This window comes from Pseudoalteromonas sp. Of11M-6 (genome assembly GCF_022347905.1).
In the GTDB taxonomy this organism is placed as follows: domain Bacteria; phylum Pseudomonadota; class Gammaproteobacteria; order Enterobacterales; family Alteromonadaceae; genus Pseudoalteromonas.
The window spans coordinates 72,197-93,895 of the sequence record NZ_JAKRFW010000003.1 but is presented as its reverse complement, the minus strand read 5'-3'; the positions used below and the strand labels follow the sequence as shown (position 1 = coordinate 93,895).

Genomic DNA, 21,699 nt, shown 5'->3' with positions numbered 1-21,699 from the left:
GCTTATTTTATTAGCTATACTTATTTTACGAGTCAGGTTTCGTTGAGTATTACTGATACAGTTATATCTACTCGTTTCAATTCGCTCAAAAAAGTATTAGCCTAAACACCGATCACAGAATGTTTTTATGGACCGCGCTAAGTCCAATGAAAGTTGCTGCGAATAGGCAATAGATTCTGTGCTAATAAGGAATAAAAAACATGAATGATGGTATGATCGATCCAATCAATGCGTTAGTACCTATGGTCGTGGAGCAAACGGCTAAAGGCGAGCGTTCTTATGATATTTACTCACGACTGTTAAAAGACCGTATTATTTTCTTAACAGGTCAAGTCGAAGACCATATGGCCAATCTAATTGTGGCGCAGATGCTGTTCTTAGAATCAGAAAGCCCTGACAAAGATATATTCTTGTATATCAACTCGCCAGGTGGTTCTGTGACTGCTGGAATGTCAATCTACGACACGATGAACTTTATCAAGCCTGACGTTAGTACGGTTTGTGTTGGTCAGGCTGCGAGTATGGGAGCATTTTTGCTATCTGGCGGTGCTAAAGGTAAACGTTATTGCTTGCCGAACTCGCGTGTGATGATCCACCAACCTTTAGGTGGTTTCCAAGGTCAGGCTTCTGATTTTGAAATTCATGCTCGTGAAATCTTGGCGATCAAAGAAAAATTGAATCGCTTAATGGCGGATCACACAGGTCAACCTTATGATGTGGTTGCGCATGACACAGACCGAGACAACTTTATGACTGCAGATCAAGCGTTAGAATATGGTCTGATTGATGCGGTTCACTCTCGTCGAGAGCTTAAGTGATTATGAATTAGCCGATGAATTGAATTCATCGGCTTCTACTGTGCCAAAGCCAAATTTCTTTGGTATAGTTAAAAGAAATACGATGTTATCTAGAGATAACAGCAATTGAATGAGGTAGCTGAATGTCAGACACTCCAACAGACGGCGATAAGAATAGCAAGCTACTCTACTGCTCATTTTGCGGTAAGAGCCAGCATGAAGTTCGTAAGTTAATTGCCGGTCCATCTGTCTATATATGTGACGAGTGCGTTGAACTTTGTAACGACATCATTAGGGAAGAAATCAAAGATATTGCGCCTAAGCATGACGCGTCTGATAAATTACCTGTGCCAAAAGAGATCAGAAATCACTTAGATGATTATGTGATAGGTCAAGACCACGCTAAAAAAGTCTTGTCTGTTGCGGTTTATAATCACTACAAGCGCCTGCGTAACCAAGGTGGTAAAGGTGATGTAGAACTTGGCAAGAGTAATATTCTACTAATTGGTCCAACGGGTAGTGGTAAAACCCTTCTAGCGGAAACGCTTGCACGTTTACTTGACGTTCCATTCACCATGGCAGATGCAACGACATTAACCGAAGCCGGTTATGTGGGGGAAGATGTTGAAAACATCATTCAAAAGCTTCTGCAAAAATGTGATTACGACGTTGAGAAAGCACAGCGTGGTATTGTTTACATTGACGAAATCGACAAAATTTCAAGAAAATCTGACAACCCATCAATTACCCGTGATGTGTCAGGTGAAGGTGTACAACAAGCACTACTAAAACTGATTGAAGGCACGGTTGCATCTGTTCCGCCACAAGGTGGTAGAAAGCACCCGCAACAAGAGTTTTTACAAGTAGATACTTCTAAGATCTTGTTTATCTGTGGTGGTGCGTTTGCAGGCTTAGATAAAGTCATCGAGCAGCGCAGTACAAAAAATACCGGAATTGGGTTTGGTGCTGAAGTTAAATCTAAAGACTCTGAGCGCTCATTAAGCGAAACGTTTAAAGACGTAGAGCCTGAAGATTTAGTTAAGTACGGCTTAATTCCTGAATTTATTGGTCGTTTGCCTGTAGTTGCAACTTTGACTGAACTGGACGAAGAAGCACTAATTGAAATCCTAAATGAGCCGAAAAATGCACTCACTAAGCAATACGCGGCGCTATTTAAGATGGAAGGTGTTGACCTTGAATTCCGTGAAGATGCGCTACGAGCGATTGCTCATAAAGCGATGGAGCGTAAAACGGGTGCACGTGGTCTGCGTTCAATTGTCGAAGGCGTACTGCTTGATACTATGTATGAGCTTCCTTCACTAGAAGAAGTGAGTAAAGTCGTCATTGATGAAACGGTGATCAAAGGCGAATCAGACCCTATTATGATTTACGAAAATAACGGTAAAGAAAAGGCGGCGTCTGAATAGCTCAGTATGAGATTGAAAAAAGGAGCCTAGCGCTCCTTTTTATTTCTTAGTCCACATCAGATAGAAACCAATATAGTCAAATTGCTATAACAATAAAGGGCAATAGCGAGACAAGTTTTTAGGGTGAATATTTCATACATTTCACCACGGTAAATTGAGTGTCAAAACTAAGCTTTTTATACGTTAAATTGATCTCTACTTGATGCGGATTACTATAAACTATTGAACTTTATCTGCGTTATCCCCATATAGCTCAGTATTCCCAAAATTAATTGAAGTGCGAAGAGAACATAATGACGCTTGAAAGAACGGATCGAGTAGAAATTCCTGTGCTAGCGCTACGCGATGTAGTGGTGTATCCGCATATGGTGATCCCGCTGTTTGTAGGTCGAGAAAAATCAATAAAATGCCTAGAAGCTGCGATGGACAATGACAAGCAAATCTTTTTAGTTGCGCAAAAAGACGCCTCAGTTGATGACCCAAGCACTGATGATGTCTATCAGACTGGTACCATTGCAACGGTACTACAGTTACTCAAACTACCTGATGGCACAGTGAAAGTGCTGGTTGAAGGTACTCAACGCGCGAAAATAGATGAGTTTCTAATTACAGACGAATATTTCTTGGCGCAAGCTCAGTATATTCCATCTCAGGATGTGGATGAGCAAGAGCAAGACATATTAGTTCGCAGCGCAATTAGCCAGTTCGAAGGCTACGTGAAGCTAAATAAAAAGATCCCACCAGAAGTACTAACTTCGGTATCGGGTATTGATGAAGCTGCACGCTTAGCGGATACGATGGCTGCTCATATGCCAATTAAAGTACCTGAAAAACAAAAGGTGCTAGAAATTAACGATGTGACTGAGCGTCTCGAGTATTTGATGGCGTTGATGGAAGGCGAGATTGACCTACTTCAAGTAGAGAAGAAGATCCGCTCACGCGTTAAAAAGCAAATGGAGAAATCCCAACGAGAGTACTATCTGAATGAGCAAATGAAAGCTATTCAGAAAGAGCTTGGTGAGCTGGATGATGTTCCTGACGAATTTGAAGCCCTGAAAAAGCGTATTAGCGAAGCGAATATGCCGCAAGAAGCGGAAGAAAAAGCGCTTTCAGAGCTTAACAAACTTAAAATGATGTCACCTATGTCTGCGGAAGCGACGGTTGTGCGCTCGTACATTGAGACGATGATCAATGTACCTTGGAAAAAACGCTCAAAGGTGAAAAAAGACCTAGCTGGTGCACAAAAGATACTAGATGCCGATCATTATGGTCTTGAGAAAGTGAAAGACCGCATTATCGAGTATCTAGCGGTACAGCAGCGCACCAATAAGCTTAAAGGTCCTATATTATGCTTGGTTGGTCCTCCAGGCGTTGGTAAAACCAGTTTAGGTCAATCTATCGCGCGTTCGACTGGCCGTAAGTACGTACGTATGGCGCTCGGTGGCGTGCGCGACGAAGCTGAAATTCGCGGACACAGACGAACTTATATTGGCTCAATGCCGGGTAAATTGATCCAAAGCATGTCGAAAGTTGGCGTAAAGAACCCGCTTTTCTTGTTGGATGAAATCGATAAGATGTCATCGGATATGCGTGGCGATCCTGCATCGGCTCTACTAGAAGTGTTAGATCCAGAGCAAAATAGCAACTTTGCAGACCACTATTTAGAAGTGGACTACGATCTGTCTGATGTTATGTTTGTTGCGACTTCTAATAGCTTTAACATTCCAGGTCCATTATTAGACCGTATGGAAGTCATTCGTCTTTCTGGTTACACCGAGGACGAAAAGCTAAATATTGCCAAGCAGCACTTAATTCCAAAGCAAGTGAAACGCAATGGATTAAAAGAGTCTGAAATCAATATTGAAGACAGTGCGATCATTGGCATTATCCGCTACTACACGCGTGAAGCGGGTGTCCGTAATCTAGAGCGCGAAGTTTCTAAGTTATGCCGAAAAGCTGTTAAGAACATCTTGCTAGATAAAAATGTTAAGCAAGTTGTGATTAACCAAGAAAATCTTGAAGACTTCTTAGGTGTACAACGTCACGATTACGGCAAGGCGGAAGACGGCGATAGAGTTGGTCAAGTTACCGGGCTTGCATGGACGGAAGTAGGGGGTGACTTACTCACTATCGAATGTGCGGCAGTACCAGGTAAAGGCAAACTTGCTTACACCGGCTCGCTGGGCGATGTGATGCAAGAGTCAATTCAGGCGGCAATGACGGTTGTGCGCAACCGTGCTGACAAACTACGCATTAATGACGATTTCTACGAGAAACGTGATATTCATGTTCATGTTCCTGAAGGTGCAACACCGAAAGACGGTCCGAGCGCCGGTATTGCGATGGTAACGGGCTTAGTGTCAAGCCTCACTGGCAATCCAGTGCGTGCAGATGTCGCGATGACAGGTGAAATTACCTTGCGTGGTGAAGTTCTGCCTATCGGTGGTCTGAAAGAGAAATTATTGGCAGCGCACCGTGGTGGAATTAAACGAGTTTTAATACCGAAAAAGAACGAGCGCGACTTAAAAGAAATTCCTGAGAATGTTCTTGAAGGGCTTGATATTCATGCGGTGTCATGGATTGATGAGGTATTATCACTGGCGTTAGCGCACCCAATAGACAGTTTTAGTGTGGAATCGCAAAAAAACTAAGAAAAAAGCCAAAAAATTGAGTGAAAAGGCTTTTCAAATCTAAAAGGTGTGTTAAGTTAGGCACTGTATTCAAGCCTACTGGTTCGGAAGCCCCGTAATCACTAGGCTTGAGAAAGATTTCGAGAATTAGAGAGTCGCTGTGATGTCTCTAAATGAATAGCAAAAGTTACCAGTAAGAAGTAACTTTTGACAATAACTATGGAAGAGGATGATATTGTGAATAAATCTCAATTAATCGATCAAATCGCAGCTGATGCTGACATTTCTAAAGCGGCTGCTGGTCGTGCGCTAGATTCATTCATTGAGTCTGTAACGGGTGCACTAAAAGACGGTGACTCTGTTGCACTTGTAGGTTTTGGTACTTTCTCAGTGCGCGAGCGTGCTGCACGTTCTGGTCGTAACCCACAAACTGGTGAGACTATTCAAATCGCAGCAGCTAACATCCCATCTTTCAAAGCGGGTAAAGCGCTTAAAGACGCAGTAAACTAATTCAATTTGAATTAGGCGGTGCAGAGTCATCGCGAACTGCTTCAAGATAAAAGGCGTATCTGCTAAGATACGCTTTTTTTATACCATCACTAATCTGATTGGTGTAATGCTTAACCCAAATCTAGCAAACACAAAGTGCTTTAGTGCTTTGACTTAGATAAGAGAAACAATAAATGCTTGAAAAGATCAGAGAAGGCTCGCAAGGCCCGGCGGCTAAAATCGTATTAGGTTTAGTCATCTTATCTTTTGCGTTAGCAGGGATCGGTGGTTACCTAGGTCAAACCACAGAGCAGCCTGTCGCAGAAGTGAACGGAGTAAAGATTTCACAAACCAAGTTTTCTCGTGCTTACTCAAATGAACGCGCACGACTAGAGCAACAGTTTGGCGAATACTTTGCACAGATTGCAGCCGATCCTAATTATATGGCGCAAATTCGCCAAGGTGTTGTTGATCAATTAGTACAACAAGAATTACAAACTCAATTAGCTAAAGAGCTTGGTCTTCGTGTGAGCGATGAGCAGGTTAAAAAAGCGATTGTTGAAATGCCATATTTTCAAATTGGTGGAGAATTCAGTAACGACCGTTACTTACAAGTTATCCGTCAAATGAACTTCCAGCCAGATAGCTTCCGTGAATATCTTCGTGACGAGATGACTCGTGCGCAGTTAATCTCTGCAGTTGCTGGCACTGATTTTGTACTGAAAAACGAACTTCAGCAATCTATTGCGCTACAGCAACAAACTCGTGCTATCGACTATGCGGTATTAAGCAAAGAGTTGGTGAAAGGTGAAGTGTCAGTATCAGATGAAGAAGTTCAGAACTATTACGACTTGAATCAAACTCAGTTCCAAGCTCCAGAATTGGTGTCGGTTAACTATATCGAGCTAAAAGCTGAAGATTTAGCGCCTGCAGAACCAGTTACTGAGGAAGCGTTAAAAACGTATTACGAAGAGCAAAAAAACCAATATCTTGAACCTGAAAGACGCCGCGTGTCACACATTCTTGTTGATGCAAGCGAAGATGCTGAAGCCGCTAAACAAAAAGCAGATGAGATTCTGGCTGAATTGAATAACGGTGCTGATTTTGCCGTTATTGCAGAAGAAAAATCTGACGACGTGGTGAGCGCTGAGCTTGGCGGTGATCTAGATTGGATTGAAAGGGATATGATGGATCCGGCGTTTGAAGATGCTGCATTTGCGCTTGCCGCGGTAGGTGATGTATCTGGAGTGGTTGAATCTGAGTTTGGTTTTCACATTATCAAGCTAACGGACATTCAACGCCAACAAGCGCAATCTTTTGAAGACGTAAAAGACAACCTTCGTGCAGAGCTTGAAAAAGCAGCTAAGATCGATGCGTTCTATCAAAAGCAAACCCGTGTAGCTGAACTTGCTTTTGAAATGGCTGACTCGCTACAAGACGCTGCTGAAGCCGCTGGCGTTGAAATCAAATCAACTGAGCTGGTAAGTCGTAATGCGCTTCCTGAGCCACTGAATTCACCAGCGATAAGCAATACTATCTTCACGCCAGAGCTGCTAGAAGACCGCGTAAACTCTGAAGTGTTAGAAGTTGCACCAGAGCATATCGTGGTGGTTCGTGTTGCTGAGCATAAAGCGGCAGCGACGAAGCCACTTGAGGAAGTCAGCGCGCAGATCAAAACGCAGTTGAGCAATGAAAAAGCGTCGACATTAATTGCAGAGAAAGCACAGTCACTATTTGAGCAACTACAAGGTGGTTCTACTTTAGCTGAGATTGCCAAAGCACAAAATATCGAAGTGAAAAGCGTGACTGAGCTTAAGCGTCGTAGCTACGACGTACCGCCAGCTATCGCAGCAGAAGCATTTAAATTGCCTCAGCCTGGTGTAGCAGAAAAAGAATCTGCACTTGTAGAGCTTGGTAATGGTGACTCGGCATTTGTAGTGCTGAAGTCTGTAACCACGCCTGAAGTTGATGGCAAAGTTGATGCGCAGCAGAAGCAGTCAATCACGGCTTCTTATGCAAACAAAAACTATCTTGAGCTACTAGCAGCACTTGAAGCTAAGTCTGAAGTGAAAAGACCACAGTTACAGGTCACAGAGCAGCAATAATCGTTTTTAGATAGCAGAAAGGCGCCAACACGGCGCCTTTTTTATGCCTTGTGACAGGGATATCGGTATTATTGAATATGCTCAAGTACGGTGCTTGCAACCGCTTGTGAAGACTGATAATTCTGGCCCGTCACTATGCGGCTATCTACCTTGATAAAAGACGCATCCCGCTCTCCATATACAAAATTCCCTCCAAGCTCTTCCACTTTAGGCTGAATTTGAAAAGGAAAATGCTTGAAATACGCTCTATCTGGATTTTCAAATGCGGTAGGGTAACCAGTGATTTGTTTTCCTTTGATGAGATACTCGCCATTTTTCAAGCGCAAATTAACGATACCAGCTGTGCCGTGGCATACAGCGGCAACAACACCTTGGTTTTGTTCATATATATGCATAGCAATACGCTGTAGAGTAAGGTTTTCTGCTACTTCATACATGGCATTACTGCCGCCTACATAATAGATCGCCGCATATTGGCTAGGGTCGACTTCAGCTGGGCGCATTGTGTTGCTGAGCGCATACATATAGTCAGGTTGGTAAAGGTACTTTTTATGTTCACCGTTTGAAGTATTTATATAGCTCAGGTTTAGCGCGCCACCTTGTGTGCTGACAAAATCAACAATTAGTCCTGCTTGAGTAAATACGTCATAGGCACTGAGAAGCTCTTCGAAGCTCGTGCCAGCTGGCAGCTGACTATCGCCGTGAAAGGCCTTGCTTGATGCGACAATGAGCACTCGGCGACCTAAGTTCGTTACTTGCTCGGAAGTTAGCGTGGTTTGCTGCGCAGATTTACTGATGATTTTCCATGTGCCAGCTATTTTCTTTAGGAGTAGGTGATCGATGTACTGCACGTTTGACTTCAATATATCAATACGGATTTTGGCCTGTGCAAGGTGATCATTCACGCTGATATTTAGAATTTTGGCGCGCCTGCCTGTGTCTTTTTTCAGACCTTTATACCAACTCAAATACTCTTTCAACGGGACTTGCCACATCGCTTGGTCTGACTTTTCTAAAATAAGCATCGCATTGGGATGAAACGCTTTTCTTATCATTTCAGGCTGGTTATTCGCGGTGCCACTGATGTAGTGGTTTAGTGTAGCGGTAATTTTAGCGGTCTCATCCTCAAAAGCGATGGCGATGCTGGTTTGGATAAGTAGTAAAAATAACAATGGTACTAGTTTTGATAGGGTCATAAGCTTCTCCTGTAATGACTCAGAAGAAACATAAACTTATTTAATTAAAGCAGTCACCTAGAGTATATTTTAGGAGTCTGAGAGTATGTTCTCGGAGTGCTTAAAGCTATTTGGAGAGTACCCCGTGAGCTTCTTAAATGCGGCAAAAAATGTGGATGCAGAATTAAAACCACACTCCAGTGCAAGGTGTTCCAGCGGCATGTTGGTGCTCGAAAGCAAGTGTTTCGCATATTCAACTCTCAAGCCATTGAGATATTGTTTAAAGTTACAATGATAGTGGCGATTTACTATTTGCGATAATTTGTTGTGGCTAGTGCCTAATCGTTTGGCTAATCGGGGGAGCGTTAAACCCGGCTCAGTAAATAGCTTGCTTTCTGACATTAACGACTCAAGTTTGGCTATGAGCTGATTGTATTCATCGTCGCTTATGTGCGTATTGGCATATTTCTTTTCATTAGCAGTTGGTTTTCGTAGTAATTTGGGTGCGAAAAGGATGCTTAAATAGAGCACAAAGCTGAACGTGAGTGCTCCTGTGATGTAAGAAGTGAATGACGAAAAGAAATACGCGGCCCAAATGAGCCAGCAACCGCAGATCACAACCAAAGTAAGATGAAACTCAGCGTTGCCATTGGCGCTTTTGCCTATAGCTAGACGATAAAAAGTATAAGAACTTATCAGTAAATAACCTAGCCAAAAATAGGATGTGCCTTTGTAACCCCACATTTGCCAAATTTCAGGGTGAAGCTGATAGGGCATAAGTATACCAAATCCAATAATAAAACCGCTTAATGCCAAAAAGTGCATTGTTAGATAACGATTTTTGGTTTTACTGTAGCTTGCAAGTACAAAATTAAGCAGGCAGGGACCAAGCAAAAAGTAGGCACTCAAACCTATTTGCAGGATCGTTTTATCCAGCTCTGGGTTAAAGTAAAAAAGGACTGATTTACCAATTCGAATACAGAGTAAAATGAGGAGCACCGACACCCAGCGCAGTGCCTTTGCCTCCTGAAATTTTATTAGCAGTAGGGCGCTGAGAATAAAGCCATTAAACACCCCGATAAGTGAGAAGAAAAATAACAGATGGGCACTAAAATCCATTACTTATTCCCCGCGAAATTAAGCAGATAGCAGCTTCTGCATGGTTTTAGATTTTGGAGTATTGAACACACGTTCGGTTTCGCCATATTCGACGACTTTACCGCGATTTAATACCAAAATCTCATCACTCATGTGACGAACCAAACTCAAATGATGTGTGATAAGCACGTACGCAAGTCCCGTTGCTGCTTGTAGCTCTAGCAGCAGATTTACGGTTTGCGCGCGTACGGATGGGTCTAATGATGACAACGCTTCATCCAATACCAGCACTTTTGGGTCTAAAATAAGGGCCCGCGCTAAGGCAACCCGCTGTAACTGCCCGCCACTAAACATATGAGGATAATAGTCTATGTGTTCGCCAAGTAGCCCGACGCGGCTGAGTGTGATGCGGATTTTCTTATAACGCTGCTCTTCGGTGAGTTCAGTATTGTATTGTAGACAATCATCAAGCATATCCCCAATGGTGAGACCCGGGTTGAGCGAGCGAGTTGGGTCTTGAAAGATAAGGCGAATAGTACGACAGTCATGATTGCGAATACCAGCGTCTTCTACAATTTGGCCGTTTAGTAATATTTGTCCTGAGTCTGCCATGTCGGCACCGGCAAGTACTTTGGCGAGCGTACTTTTACCAGAGCCAGTCTCGCCTATGATTGCGAGGGTTTGTCCGGGAGCAAGCGCAAACGACACATCTCTGAGTACCTGCATCGAGCGGCGTCTGAACAGCCCTTGACGAGAAGTGTAGGACTTGTTTAAGGACTGTACTTTTAAGACGGGTTGCATTTTTGCTTCACCTTAATTAACGGAAAGTGGCAAGCATAACTATGGCCATGCGAGCGACTTTGTCTTGGCGTGACGACACATTCTTTTTGTGCTTGAGGGCATCTCGGCCCCAAGCGGCATCCGATGGGTAAATGCTGTAATGGGGGAATAGTGCCTTTCAAGGCATAAAATGCTTCTTTATGGCCGAGCCCTTGACCAAAGTCAGGTAAACTCTTAACTAGCGCTTGGGTGTAGGGATGTAATGGCTGTTTAAAAATGGCCTGAGTAGGACCTGCTTCAACCATCTGTCCGCAATAGAGCACATGCATTGCGTGGGACCAGTCGGAGATCTCTTCTAGCTCATGCGAAATCATTAATATCGACATGTTTTTAAGCTGGTTTAATGCCTTGAGCAATCGAAATACTTGCGCGCGGGCGGTACTTTCAAGTGCGGTGGTTGGCTCATCGGCAATAAGTAGTTTTGGGCTTCTGGCGATGGCCATCGCAATCATGATTTTTTGGCACATCCCCTCAGAAAGCTCATGTGGGTAACTGCTACAGATCTTTTTATCGTCTCGGATCCCAGCTTTGTGCAATAGCGCTCGGACCTTTTCTTTTCGTGCTTTTCTACGACCAAAAAAGCCACCTTTTAAGACGCTATCGGGAATAGATTCCGCGACTTGGTCGAAAATGGTAGCGGTTGGGTCAAGGCTTCGACTTGGCTCTTGGTAAATCATCGCAATATCTTGGCTGACGAGCTTTCTGCGCTTTTCTGAAGATAAACGCATAAGGTCAACGCCACGCCAGTGCATGCGGTCTGCGGTTACTGTCCAGCGCTGATTGAGTACCCCTACAATGGCTTTGGCGATCAGACTTTTACCAGAGCCAGACTCACCGACAAGTGCATGAACTTCGCCTTCTTTAAGGCTAAGGTTGACCTTATCAACCGCGCGAATAACACCGTCTTCGGTACGTAGTTCAATGGTGAGGTTCTTAATGTCTAGTAATTGCATTAATCTGCCTTACGTTGTTTCAGCGCTTCACGCAGTCCATCACCAACCAAGTTGGTAGACAGTACTGCCAAAAAAAGCAATACACCTGGGAGGCCTACAGTCCAAGGCGCGAGATAAATTAAACTTAAGTTTTCTTGGAGGATAGCACCCCATTCGGTCGATGGAGGCTGCGCACCGAGCTTTAAGAAACCAAGTGCCGCAATATCCAAAATAGCAGTCGACAGCGCCATGGTGAAGATAACCACGATATGCTCGTAAATGTTAGGCAGTATGCCACGGACGAGCAGTTTCCAGCGTGTTGCACCATCAAGCTTAAAGGCGATGATATAGTCTTTACTCAGCTCAGTGACCACTAAGTTTCTGATCGAGTGGATGTATTGTGGCAATAGCGCGAAGATAATCGCCCACACTGTATTCATCAAACCTGGCCCCAATATAGCAATGATGATAATGGCCAGCAGTAACGAAGGAATGGCGAGCGTAATATCCAATAAGTGATTAAGAAAGCTGGATTTTAAGCCTCGACTGGCGCCAGCAAGCGTACCAAGTACGACGCCGAGCGCCGTGGTAACCAAGGCTGCAATGATAGATAAACCAAACGTGTAGGTTGCTCCATTCATTAAGCGCGATAAGATGTCTCGCCCTAAATCATCTGTACCGAGTATAAAGCGCACATCGCCATCGTCATGCCAAGAAGGTGGTAGCAACAGGGCATCAGCATGCTGCTGGTTAACACCATAGGGCGCGATCAGCGGCGCTGTTAAAGCCAACACCGTCAGAGCAACAAACAGCCATAAACCCACTAGCGCAACGTGGTTTGAGCGGAATTTACGCCATAACCTAAATAAAGGTGAGCGATTAGACTCTTCGGTAAATAGATTAAACTTTGCCATGAGCCTGATTCCTTGCGAGCGGATCGAGTATCGAGTGAATAAAATCAGACAACATGTTGGCAATGATAACAAAGAAAGACACCGCGAGCAGTCCCCCTTGGATGGCGGGGAAATCACGTTGATAGATGCTTTCAATTAACCATCGACCGATCCCAGGCCAAGAGAATATCACCTCAGTGATCATCGCAAGTGTGATGAGCGTGCTAAATTGGAGACCAATTTGTTTTATCACTGGAAGCAGCGCATTTCTCAGCGCGTGGTGGATGATAAGCTGGCTGCGATTAAGGCCTTTTGCTCTAGCTGTTTTAATATAGTTCTGGTCGAGGACTTCGAGCATAGAGTCGCGAGTAAAGCGGATCAAAACTGTCGTTGGGTACATAGCCAGCACAATTGTCGGCAGCGCTAAATGATGAAGTGCATCCCAAAATGCGGCACCACCATAGGGAAAATCTTCAAGATAAATATCAATCAGAATAAAATGAGTAACGGGCTGTATTTCATAAAGTAAGCCAATTCTACCGGACATGGGGAAAAGCCCAAGGCCCAGACAAAATGCCATAATAAGCAGCAGGGCTAACCAAAAAACTGGAATGGAAAATCCCATCAAGCTTAATGAGTTAATGAGCTTATCTGGCCACTTTTTATGATAAGCGCTGGCTATTACTCCACTTGGTACACCAATCAAGACTGCAACCGTCAAAGCATATAAACACAGCTCAAGCGTTGCTGGAAATAGATGTTTCACATGAGAAAGCACGGGCTGCCCCGATGATAAAGATAAACCCCAGTCGCCTTCAAACATACGAGCCATAAACGCGCCATATTGCACAAAGATATTTTCTTCGATACGGTATTTTTCAACTAGCGCTTGCGTTTGGGCATAACTCGAGTTGACTTCACCACTGAAGTTAGTGATCAACTCACCAGGAAACAGGTAATTGAGGGCGAAAGTAAATATCGTTAGGGTAAACAACATAAAGCAAAGCAAGCTCAGTCGTCGATAAGCATATTTTGCGAACATGTTAGTCTCTCCTTGCCTCAGCGAGCGAAATACCACCAAATGGACGTAATGAGACGCCCTTGATATCAGAGCTAGTTGCTTGGAACCTTAGCCCGTGCGCAATTGGAACGAGAGGCAGTTGCTCAATGACCATTTTTTGTGCTTGCTGATAATAGTATTTTCTTTCTTCCATATTGTTGGTGTCTAACGCTTGAGTGAGCAATAAGTCAAACTCCGGATTACACCAGTTGGAAGGGTTTTTGCCACTAAATGTTGCAGTGCAGCTCAATAATGGGCTGAAGAAATTGTCTGGATCAGGTGTATCTGCTGCCCAGCCTAACAACACGCTATCATGCTCATGGCGGCCAACGCGTTCAATAAAGGTATTCCATTCGTACTCAACGATCCTGGCATTGACGCCAATATCACGTAAATCACGTTGAATAAGCTCTGCCATTTTCCGCGCGTTAGGATTGTAAATTCGCGACACCGGCATGGCCCATAAGGTCATGGAAAAACCATCCTCAAGACCAGCCTGTTTCAAATACTCTTTGGCTTTTTCAGGGTCATATGTTGGCATTTTTTGTTGCGCTTCAAATGCCCATGAAGAAGGGGGAAGCATTGAGCGGGCTAAAATCCCATTGTTGTAAAATACCGCTTGCATGATTTTTTCAAAATCTATGCTGTGCGCAAGCGCTTTGCGGACTAGCGGATTATCAAATGGTGGCTTTTCGGTGTTGAATGCCCAGTAGCCTATATTCAGATTTGCGGCCTTTTCAACTTCTATGTCTTTTCTTTGCTCAAGCACGGTGAGCTGGGTAGCACTGGGGTGCGCCGTAATATCACATTCTTTAGTTAGCATTTTTGCGATGCGGCTAGTGCCATTGGTGGTGATATCGTAGACCAATTGTTCCATGTATACCGGGTGTTTCCAGTAATGCTCATGGCGATAATATCGGATCAGGTTATCACGTAAAAATTCACGGTACTTATACGGACCTGTGCCTACGGGCTTTTGATCAAAATCTTGCTTATGTTCAAGCTGTATAAGCTGATCGGCATATTCTTTAGAAAGAATGACAGCGAAGTCTGTGGCGATATTGGATAAAAAGCTACTTTCCGCGTTGAACAGATCAAAGCGAACGGTATGTTCATCCACTTTTTTTACTTGGCGGATCAGTTGGTCGAGTCCAATACTTTGAAAATAAGGATAATTTGCATCACCAACAAAGTGGTACGGATTGTAAACATCAAATAAACGGTTAAATGAGAATACCACATCATCGGCATTCATTTTTCTTGTTGGTGTGAAGTAGAGGGTATCGTGAAATTGGACATCATCCCTCAGGGTAAAAGTGAAAGATTTACCGTCATCGCTGACCTGCCAAGACGTTGCCAACTCAGGTAAGAATTCGCCGCTTTCAGGATCAATACTGATCAAGGTGTCATAAAGCTGATTGGCAATAATATCAATCGTAGACCCTGTTGTGGTCACTTGTGGATTAAATGACACAGGGTTCGCTTCTGCACAATATACTAAGCCTTGTGACTTATCATTCACTTTATTTGGCGTCTGATCCGTACAGCCAAATAAAGCGGTACACAGCACACCAAAAAACAATTTACGCACCACTATGCCTCTTGTTTTTGGTTTTGGTCCAGTAGGTTGTATTTTTTCAAATAACCTCTAAGTTGATGATACGTCAAACCAAGGTTTTGTGCAGTTTTCTTTTGATTAAATTGACTAAATTCAAGTGCTTTTTGCAGCATTGTGATTTCATAGTCGTTGGAAAGCGATTTTAAATCACAAGGGAAGTCGAATTCGAGGGCAGGATCTGCCTGTTGTTCGTTACTCGGTTGCGCTGCAGGCAAAGGCTCAACTTTATGAGTGGCTGCAGTTGTTGGCTGGGCATTTGGCGCTTTGATCCGTTGACTCGGCCTAAATGGGCTGGCAAAGGGGTCAAACACAATATCATGAACCGGAATTTGGTCACTCCCATGACGATATAAACTACGCTCCACCACATTTTTGAGCTCTCGTACATTACCGGGCCACGGGTAATCAAGCAGTTTCTCGATGGCTTTGCGGGTAAAGCCGCTAAATAACTCCCATCCTAAATCCCGAGCCATATTTATTGCAAAATGTTCGGCCAATAATAAGATGTCTTCTTTTCTCGCTCTTAATGGCGGTAAGGTGATGACGTCAAATGCGAGGCGGTCCAATAAGTCGTGTCTGAACTCTCCAGCATCGGCAAGAGTGGGGAGGTCTTCATTGGTAGCGCATACCAGTCGAGTATCTACTTTTACGGTTTGCTTGCCGCCAACTCGCTCGAACTCACCGTATTCAATTACACGCAAGAGCTTTTCTTGCACCATCGCAGAGGTATTAGCTAACTCATCCAAAAACAGTGTGCCACTGTTAGCGCGTTCAAATCGACCTTCATGGCGCTTGCTTGCACCAGTAAAGGCACCGCTCTCGTGACCAAATAATTCACTCTCTAAAAGGTTTTCGTTTAGGGCTGCACAGTTTAGTTTGACGTATTCCTGATCCCACCGCTCTGAGAGATAATGCAAACGTGCCGCAATTAACTCTTTACCTGTGCCACGCTCGCCAATAATAAGCACGGGCTTTTCTAAAGGAGCGAGCTGTGAAACCTTGTCTAGCACAGCTAAAAAGCTGTCAGATTGGCCTAATAAATTATCCTGTTGGCGAAAACGGCTCATATTGCCTAACTCTTAGTGGTTTTTACTAATAACTAGTGTATTTTAAAAAAAGTGATAACTAAAGGTTTTTTAAAAATAAAATAACCTTATGATTTTATTATGTTTTTAATTTTGTTAAAGTTGGCAAGCTATTTGATACATAGAAGTAAGCAATTTAGCTATTAACCAAAGAGGTAACCACTATGGGAATTTTTTCTCGTTTTGCAGACATAGTGAATTCTAATATCAATGCTATTTTGGATAAAGCCGAAGATCCAGAAAAAATGGTTCGCCTAATTATCCAAGAAATGGAAGATACACTAGTCGAAGTAAGATCGACCTCAGCAAAAACACTCGCTGAGAAAAAGGAGTTAACACGCCGTCTAGATCAGCTAAAAGCACAGGTAGATGATTGGCAAACCAAAGCAGAGCTTGCACTAAGTAAGGAACGTGAAGATTTAGCACGTGCTGCTTTACTTGAAAAGCAAAAGTCTGCGGAAGATGTTGCAGCCCTTGAAAAAGAGCTAGAGCATGTAGACACGCACATTGAAAAGCTGCAGCAAGAAGTCAGTACATTACAAGATAAACTGGCCGACGCAAAAGCGCGCCAAAAAGCGATTGTACTACGTCAGCGCTCAGCAGAATCTCGTTTAGAGGTGAAAAAGGCACTCGACAGCAGTAAAGTAGATGATGCCCTAAATCGCTTTGAGCGTTATGAGAGCAAAATCGATGGCCTAGAGTCGCAAATCGAATCTTACGATTTAGGTAAGAAATCTTTAGCGGATGAGATTGCTGATCTGCAAAAGAACGAAAAGATTGACGATGAGCTTGAACAGCTGAAAAAGAAAATGGCTGAAAAGTGAAAATAGTCGCACCTACTGTCAGGGTAGGTGCTAACCAACTACAATAATAACAGCCAGGTTGAAGGCAGGAGAAGATTATGTTTGACGCAGAAGTTTTAATGGCTCCGTTGATTATTTTTATGGTCATCGTGGCACCACTTTGGTTGATTTTGCACTACCGTAGCAAAAAGCAGGTAAGCCAAGGGTTAAGTGAACACGAGCATCGTCAGCTTATCGAATTAGCCAGCAAGGCAGAAAAAATGGCAGATCGTGTTGAAACGTTAGAAGCTTTACTTGACCAAGAGTCACCACAATGGAGACGCAAGTTATGAGTAGAGTAAAGCGAGAGCTATATCGTGACCCAAGTCGCGGCAAGATAGCTGGGGTATGCGCAGGTCTTAGCGATTACTTCAACATGGAGTTATGGCTTGTTAGGATCTTATTCATCACAGCCGTGCTATTATCAGGTGGTCCATTATTTATCGTCGTGTATGTGGCATGCTGGTTTATTTTAGATAAACGTGAAGTGACGCCAAACCGTTCACCTGATGCAAAAGATGAAGATAAAGTATCGGTGAAGTTTAAGGTGTGGCAAAAAGGCGAGCCGCCAAGACAGGCACTTTACGACCTAAAAGACAGATTATCACGACTTGATGGTCGCATTCAGAACATGGAACGCTACGTAACTTCCCCTGAATTTACGGTTAGCAGAGAAATTGACAAGCTATAAGGCGGTATTGGCCGCCTTGGCATTTTCTTGAGGGGCACTTTTCTACTTATGACTACGTCACGTTTTCGAACCCCATCTTCCCTAGATAAGTTAAAACAACAAGCCAAAAAAACGCTCCACCGCTCTTTTGATAAGCATATAAAGCTTGCCGTAACCGGGTTTAGTGGCAGCGGGAAAACCGCATTTATCACGGCTCTTATCAAGCACCTGACTACCCAAACGAGCACCGACAACTTACCGTTTTTAGATGTCGTGAGTGAAGGTCGTCTTGTTGCGTGTCGTCCTGAGCCGCAGAAGGCACTGGCGGTACCAACTTTTGACTATCAGCAAGCGATAACTTGTTTGTTGGAAGAGCCGCCAACATGGCCTGCGTCAACCAAACGTATCAACACCTTAACACTGGCGTTTAGGTATCATAGTGAACGCGGACTCAAACAGCACTTAGCGCAAACCCATACACTATACCTTGAACTATATGATTACCCAGGTGAATGGTTAATGGACTTGCCGCTACTTAAAATGACTTTTCCCGAGTGGTGTGAGCAGCAATTTGCATTATTAAATAAGCCTAAATACCAGCCATTTGCACAAACGTTTTTACAGCTCCTCAAGCAGTTTGATGGGACGGAAGCGGTGGATGAAAGTAAGCTGAAAATGCTTGCACAAAGTTACCATGCGCTTTTAGCGCAGTTGCAGCGGGACACTCGTTTATCTAACTTGCAACCTGGCAGAGCGTTGATCCCAGGTGACCTTGAGGGAGCGCCAATATTGCTGTTTTTCCCGGTACAAGTTCACCCAAACGACATTACCGAGCATTCACAATATCAACAGCTTGTGGAGCGTTTTGAAGCCTACAAAAAGCAAGTCGTCGCACCTTTTTACAAAGATTACTTTTGTCAGTTTGACCGCCAAGTCGTGTTAGTTGATCTATTGGGTAGTTTAAGTGATGGCTATGACACACTGAAGGAGCAAGAAGTTGCGTTAAAGCAGATCCTCGCCATGTTTTCTCATGGTAAAAGTGGCTTTTTGTCTCGTTTATTTAACCCAAAAATAGATAAGGTGCTATTTGCCGCCAACAAATGTGATGGCGTTTTGAACGAGCAGCAGACCAATTTGACAAGGTTGTTAAATGAAATGCTGGTGGACAGCGCCAATGAGCTGCGCTTCAATGGGGTAACCGTGGACACGATGTCTCTTTCTTCGGTGAGAAGTGTTGAGGCGAGAGCGGTGAAAGAGGGGACGCAACATGTGCAATGTATCTACGGCAAGCCAGTCGGCGAGCAGCAGTTTATTAATTATGTGCCACCAACCCCGCCTGATCACGTTCCAAAAGCGCAGGCTTGGCCTCAAAATGGGTTTGAGTTTTTAGCGTTTGAGCCGCTACCTGCGAGGCAAGGAAACTTATCGCATATCAGGCTTGATCATGCTTTGCAGTTCTTAATTGGAGATAAATTAAGATGACAGATCAGACAAAATCTTACCAAGGCTCGGGTAGGCGCTTAAACATCGATACTGAACGCCAAGATGAGTCTCAACATTTGGGTGGTGAAGGCAAAGTTCTCGGCAACGAGCTGGTTGTGAGTGAAAGCCTTGATGCTGTGCCTGAACCCGAGTTACCGAAAATTGAACGTATTTACGAATCGCCTTGGCGATTTGGGTTTAAGCAGTGCTTTTTGCTTGCGCTATTAATACTTATCATTGTGGAAGCAGCACTGACCTTGATAGAGAGCTATGAGCAAAATATTCTGCTGTTTAGTCTATACACCACCGTGTTGTCTCTTGGTTTACTTGCGCTATTTAAGTTCTTATTTTCGGAAGTCATCGCACTTAGCAAGCTAAAACAACATCAGCAAATTAAGCATGATGCCCTGCGCTTATTACAGAGTGACCAAATTGGCGAGGCGCGAGCTTGGCTTGGGCCACTATTAAAAGCGCATCCAGAGCAAAAGGTTGCCGCATTTGAAGAGGCGTTACAGCCTCACCACACAGACAAAGAAGTCATCACTTTATATGAAAAAACTTTGCTCCGAGGCCAAGATGCTGAAGCTAAAAAGCTAATTCAGGAGCATGCAACAACATCGGCGCTCTTAGTTGCTTTAAGTCCACTTGCACTTGTGGATATGCTGGCGGTGCTTTGGCGCGGAGTCGTGCTGGTGGAAAAGATCAGCAAACATTATGGTATTCGATTAGCGTATCGTAGCCGCATCACCTTGTATAAAATGTTGTTGAAGCAAATGGTATTTGTTGGCGCAAGTGAACTGGTAAGCGACCTTGCTGCGACCAGTGTGGGGGCTGAATTACTTGGCAAGCTTTCTACCCGTTCGGCACAGGGCCTAAGTGCTGGGATATTCACAGCCCGCTTGGGCTATAAGGCGATGGAACTTTGTCGACCATTGCCACGCTTGGAGCACAAACAAAGTCTTTTAAAAAATGCGATTAGCTCAGTCGTTGATGTGCTATTAAGGCGTAGCAAAAAAGATTAAGCGGCAACAATTTTATACACCTCTTTAAGTAAAATTGGCTAGTCACAATAAGTGAACTAGCCGTCTCCCCATCTGGCATGCTTGTCTATTATTCTAAACTGCCCTACATATTGGTTATTACACAAAAACGACGCTAATCAATTCACTACCATGTTTATTTGGTTGGCAATAATAAAATCAGCAGGCAAGTATGAAAAAATTAAGAGATGACAGTCAGTGTATTCACGGACCCAATCATTTTGACGACCCACATGGGGCGTTAACAGCTCCTTTGTATCAAACCTCAACATTCCACTTTAAAGACGCAGCGCAAGGAGCCGCAAGGTTTGCCGGTGAAGAGCCCGGCTATATCTATACTCGCTTAGGCAACCCTACGACGCGAGAGCTAGAAGAAAAAGTAGCTCGACTCGAGGGAATGGAAGATGCTGCGGCGACCGCCACTGGTATGGGTGCCGTTTCCGCATCGGTGCTGAGCTTTTTACAGCAAGGCGACCATATGATTGCATCAAGCGCATTGTATGGCTGTAGCTTCGCACTATTTGCGCATATGTTGCCTAAATTCGGTATTGAGGTGTCATTTGTTGACTTAACCGATGAACAAGCGTTACGTGATGCGGTACAGGAAAATACAAAACTATTGTTTGCTGAAACGCCAATCAACCCCAACATGACGGTATTAGATCTGAAAATGTTAGGGGAGATCGCTAAACAGCACGAGCTCTTGTTTGTCGTTGACAATACTTTCATGACGCCGCTTTTACAAAAGCCTGTGAATTATGGTGCTGATCTTATTGTGCATAGCGCAACCAAGTACCTAAATGGTCATGGAGATGTGGTAGCAGGGCTCGTGTGCGGTTCAAAAGAGCACATAGAACTTATCAAATTAACCGTGTTAAAAGACATTGGCGCTACAATCAGTCCTCATGATGCTTGGTTAATCAATCGAGGGTTGAAAACCTTAGCTTTGCGTGTACAACGCCACTGTCAAAGCGCACAAACGGTAGCAGAGTTCCTAGAAGCGCACCCTATAGTGAATAAAGTCTACTACCCTGGTTTACCTTCGCATCCTGGTTACCAATTTCTGGGTGAACAAATGAAAGGGGCTGGTGGGGTAATTGCTTTTGAAATCAACGGCTCGCTAGAGCAGGGTGAACAATTTATCAATGCGACCGAGCTGTGTACGTTAGCGGTAAGTCTAGGTGATCCGGAAACGCTCATTCAACATCCGGCATCAATGACACACTCTCCTTATACACAAGAGGAAAGGTTAGCTGCGGGAATTTCTGATGGACTAATTCGGATTTCAGTGGGGCTTGAAGACGTAGAAGACATTATTGACGATCTTAAGCAGGCGTTTGATAAAATATAGCTGTAAGTTAATTTTTACAAAGGGGCTGGGTTTAGCCCCTTTTTATTATGTATGTAATTTTATTTTTACAGGTGTGTATTTTATAGTTTACGAAAATGCTTGTTGTGCGAAATGTGATAAACGTGCGCACTATTAAACTTTCCTTCACTTTTACTTAGTATCAAA

19 protein-coding genes are annotated in these 21,699 nt (G+C 43.8%); 11 read left to right on the top strand and 8 right to left on the bottom strand.

Annotated features, from left to right (window positions below; all coding sequences use genetic code 11):
• Nucleotides 1-200: 200 nt before the first annotated feature.
• The 5 genes from clpP to MHN32_RS02895 all read left to right on the top strand — a co-directional run bounded on the left by clpP (nt 201) and on the right by MHN32_RS02895 (nt 7,448).
• A complete protein-coding gene (clpP, locus tag MHN32_RS02915) occupies nt 201-818 on the top strand; it encodes an ATP-dependent Clp endopeptidase proteolytic subunit ClpP (protein ID WP_010606724.1) in 618 nt (205 codons plus the stop codon).
• Nucleotides 819-940: 122 nt separating this feature from the next.
• On the top strand, nt 941-2,224 hold the full coding sequence (gene clpX / locus MHN32_RS02910) for an ATP-dependent protease ATP-binding subunit ClpX (RefSeq protein WP_010606725.1): 1,284 nt from the start codon (nt 941-943) through the stop codon (nt 2,222-2,224).
• A 293-nt stretch (nt 2,225-2,517) separates the two neighbouring features.
• The gene (lon, locus tag MHN32_RS02905) at nt 2,518-4,875 is read left to right on the top strand and encodes an endopeptidase La (RefSeq protein WP_017216125.1); all 2,358 of its coding nucleotides are present in this window, start codon (nt 2,518-2,520) and stop codon (nt 4,873-4,875) included.
• Between the two features lie 216 nt (nt 4,876-5,091).
• Nucleotides 5,092-5,364, top strand: a complete 273-nt coding sequence (gene hupB / locus MHN32_RS02900; protein WP_010371157.1) for a nucleoid-associated protein HU-beta — start codon at nt 5,092-5,094, stop codon at nt 5,362-5,364.
• Between the two features lie 173 nt (nt 5,365-5,537).
• Nucleotides 5,538-7,448 carry a SurA N-terminal domain-containing protein gene (locus MHN32_RS02895; protein WP_239420847.1) on the top strand — a complete coding sequence of 637 codons (1,911 nt, stop codon included), beginning with the start codon at nt 5,538-5,540 and terminating at the stop codon, nt 7,446-7,448.
• A 68-nt stretch (nt 7,449-7,516) separates the two neighbouring features.
• Here the strand turns inward: MHN32_RS02895 and MHN32_RS02890 are convergent, their stop codons facing one another.
• The 8 genes from MHN32_RS02890 to pspF all read right to left on the bottom strand — a co-directional run bounded on the left by MHN32_RS02890 (nt 7,517) and on the right by pspF (nt 16,131).
• A complete protein-coding gene (locus MHN32_RS02890; protein ID WP_239420846.1) occupies nt 7,517-8,644 on the bottom strand; it encodes a nuclear transport factor 2 family protein in 1,128 nt (375 codons plus the stop codon).
• Nucleotides 8,645-8,713: 69 nt separating this feature from the next.
• On the bottom strand, nt 8,714-9,742 hold the full coding sequence (locus tag MHN32_RS02885) for an AraC family transcriptional regulator (RefSeq protein ID WP_239420845.1): 1,029 nt from the start codon (nt 9,740-9,742) through the stop codon (nt 8,714-8,716).
• Between the two features lie 18 nt (nt 9,743-9,760).
• On the bottom strand, nt 9,761-10,522 hold the full coding sequence (locus tag MHN32_RS02880; protein ID WP_239420844.1) for an ATP-binding cassette domain-containing protein: 762 nt from the start codon (nt 10,520-10,522) through the stop codon (nt 9,761-9,763).
• Nucleotides 10,507-11,514 carry an oligopeptide/dipeptide ABC transporter ATP-binding protein gene (locus tag MHN32_RS02875; protein WP_010606731.1) on the bottom strand — a complete coding sequence of 336 codons (1,008 nt, stop codon included), beginning with the start codon at nt 11,512-11,514 and terminating at the stop codon, nt 10,507-10,509. Before MHN32_RS02875 ends, MHN32_RS02880 begins: the two co-directional genes overlap by 16 nt.
• Complete coding sequence (locus tag MHN32_RS02870) at nt 11,514-12,407, bottom strand: ABC transporter permease subunit (protein ID WP_010371175.1); 894 nt, start codon at nt 12,405-12,407, stop codon at nt 11,514-11,516. Before MHN32_RS02870 ends, MHN32_RS02875 begins: the two co-directional genes overlap by 1 nt.
• Entirely contained in the window at nt 12,394-13,428 is a 1,035-nt protein-coding gene (locus MHN32_RS02865) for an ABC transporter permease subunit (RefSeq protein WP_237115916.1), read from the bottom strand. The genes MHN32_RS02870 and MHN32_RS02865 overlap by 14 nt, the downstream gene beginning before the upstream one ends.
• 1 nt (nt 13,429) lies before the next feature.
• Nucleotides 13,430-15,013: an ABC transporter substrate-binding protein gene (locus MHN32_RS02860; RefSeq protein ID WP_239420864.1), complete on the bottom strand. Its 1,584-nt coding sequence runs from the start codon at nt 15,011-15,013 to the stop codon at nt 13,430-13,432.
• A gap of 26 nt (nt 15,014-15,039) precedes the next feature.
• On the bottom strand, nt 15,040-16,131 hold the full coding sequence (gene pspF, locus MHN32_RS02855) for a phage shock protein operon transcriptional activator (RefSeq protein ID WP_227386993.1): 1,092 nt from the start codon (nt 16,129-16,131) through the stop codon (nt 15,040-15,042).
• Nucleotides 16,132-16,313: 182 nt separating this feature from the next.
• Between pspF and pspA the strand changes: the two genes are divergently transcribed.
• From pspA to MHN32_RS02825, 6 genes are all read left to right on the top strand, one after another.
• On the top strand, nt 16,314-16,973 hold the full coding sequence (pspA, locus tag MHN32_RS02850; RefSeq protein WP_010371188.1) for a phage shock protein PspA: 660 nt from the start codon (nt 16,314-16,316) through the stop codon (nt 16,971-16,973).
• A 77-nt stretch (nt 16,974-17,050) separates the two neighbouring features.
• Nucleotides 17,051-17,284 (top strand): envelope stress response membrane protein PspB, encoded by a 234-nt coding sequence (pspB, locus tag MHN32_RS02845; protein WP_010371190.1) that lies wholly within the window; start codon nt 17,051-17,053, stop codon nt 17,282-17,284.
• Complete coding sequence (gene pspC / locus MHN32_RS02840) at nt 17,281-17,682, top strand: envelope stress response membrane protein PspC (RefSeq protein WP_010606736.1); 402 nt, start codon at nt 17,281-17,283, stop codon at nt 17,680-17,682. The genes pspB and pspC overlap by 4 nt, the downstream gene beginning before the upstream one ends.
• A 48-nt stretch (nt 17,683-17,730) precedes the next feature.
• On the top strand, nt 17,731-19,143 hold the full coding sequence (locus MHN32_RS02835; protein WP_211866579.1) for a YcjX family protein: 1,413 nt from the start codon (nt 17,731-17,733) through the stop codon (nt 19,141-19,143).
• Entirely contained in the window at nt 19,140-20,165 is a 1,026-nt protein-coding gene (locus tag MHN32_RS02830) for a TIGR01620 family protein (RefSeq protein WP_211866577.1), read from the top strand. Before MHN32_RS02835 ends, MHN32_RS02830 begins: the two co-directional genes overlap by 4 nt.
• A 190-nt stretch (nt 20,166-20,355) precedes the next feature.
• On the top strand, nt 20,356-21,534 hold the full coding sequence (locus tag MHN32_RS02825; protein WP_239420843.1) for an aminotransferase class I/II-fold pyridoxal phosphate-dependent enzyme: 1,179 nt from the start codon (nt 20,356-20,358) through the stop codon (nt 21,532-21,534).
• Nucleotides 21,535-21,699 lie beyond the last annotated feature (165 nt).